Origin of the sequence: Bacteroides sp. B1-V-101 (assembly GCF_023656585.1) — a bacterium.
In the GTDB taxonomy this organism is placed as follows: Bacteria; Bacteroidota; Bacteroidia; order Bacteroidales; family Bacteroidaceae; genus Bacteroides; species Bacteroides thetaiotaomicron.
In genome coordinates this window covers 1-1369 of sequence record NZ_JAMOKH010000090.1, presented here as the reverse complement: position 1 = coordinate 1369, position 1369 = coordinate 1, and the positions used below count along the sequence as shown (strand labels likewise).

Annotated in this window: 2 protein-coding genes; both read right to left on the bottom strand. The window is 43.1% G+C overall.

The window, feature by feature from the left end; genetic code table 11:
* Positions 1-25: 25 nt before the first annotated feature.
* Complete coding sequence (locus NBH01_RS26520; protein ID WP_105100199.1) at positions 26-955, bottom strand: IS3 family transposase; 930 nt, start codon at positions 953-955, stop codon at positions 26-28.
* Positions 952-1314 carry a hypothetical protein gene (locus NBH01_RS26515; RefSeq protein ID WP_008765457.1) on the bottom strand — a complete coding sequence of 121 codons (363 nt, stop codon included), beginning with the start codon at positions 1312-1314 and terminating at the stop codon, positions 952-954. The genes NBH01_RS26520 and NBH01_RS26515 overlap by 4 nt, the downstream gene beginning before the upstream one ends.
* Positions 1315-1369 lie beyond the last annotated feature (55 nt).

Genomic DNA, 1369 nt, shown 5'->3' with positions numbered 1-1369 from the left:
CATAAGCAAATGTACATATTTATTTTTAAGCAAGTGCTACATTCAGATACTTTTCTCTGTAGCTTATCCATCTTTTCCTGATAGGTCCTTGCATTTCTCCTGCCTGTACCGGGGTAAGCATATCCAAGCTCATATGAGGCCTTTCGTTGTTATAGAAGTGAACGGCTGTTGCTACAGCTTTTCTGACTTCCTGTATTGAACTAAAGCGCATTCCTTGCAGCAATTCATTCTTTATAATGCCATTCACACGCTCAGCTATGGCATTGTCCTTGGGATTGCCATCCTCTGTCATGCTGGGAAGAATCCCGTTATGTCGTAATATGGCAATATAATCCGCACTGGCATATTGTACGCCTCGGTCGGAGTGATGGATCAAACCCTTAATCTCCTTTGCAGCTATGCGTCTGACTGCCATTTCCAGAGCTTCCACTGTGTAACAGCTTCCCAGAGTATCACCTACGCAATATCCAATGATCTCCTTCGTATAGGCGTCTGTCACCAGAGACAGGTAGCAGAACACATAACTGCCGTCAGGCAACCATATGGTAATGTAAGTGATATCACTAACCCACAGCTGATCAGGATGTTCTAATAGCAATGTCCTGGTTAAATCAGGATACTGTGGCAAGTGATGAGAGGAGTCTGTCGTACGTGGAGCCCGAAAACGTTTGCGTATTGTCAGCTTATACTTGGACAATATAGCACAGAAACAGTCACGCCCAACAAAGGCCTGGCTGGTGCCGAACTCATTACGGTACATCAGCCAAAGTTTCATCCCCCCAATACCAGGGTCCTTTGAACGCACACGTTTGACAAACTCAAGAACAAAACGTTCACGGGCCGAACTATCCGTACTATGGTCAACATACTTATAAAAGGCTTGCTTTGTTACACCAAACAATTTGCAAAGAGAGACCACCGTATAGGCATGCCTCCCTTTACAAAGCCTTTTTATTGTTTGGTACCAGCTTTTTTTCGGATAGGAAGATTAAACATCTCTTCGGCAACATCAATCATCGTATCGAAGGCGTGCGCACGCATTTTAGCATCTTTAAGCTCTGCACGTAAACGCTCATTCTCAAGACGTAAGGCAGTAATTGAGGAGGATTCATCCGAGGACTTGGGAGACTTGTTCTTTTTCATATAAGCGGATATTTCAGGATTAGAATCCTCAAAGATACGAACCCAACGCCAAAATGTAATACGGGCAATCCCTTTTTCTTGGGCAAAACGAGAAACTGAGAAATTCGAACGATAGAAATCGCCAAGAAGTTCAAGCTGATAAGGACTAAAGGTCATGTCACTCTTTTTCATCTTTTATTCATTTTAGTTGATACTTATAGTAGTCAACCAAATCCAGGGTAAGACA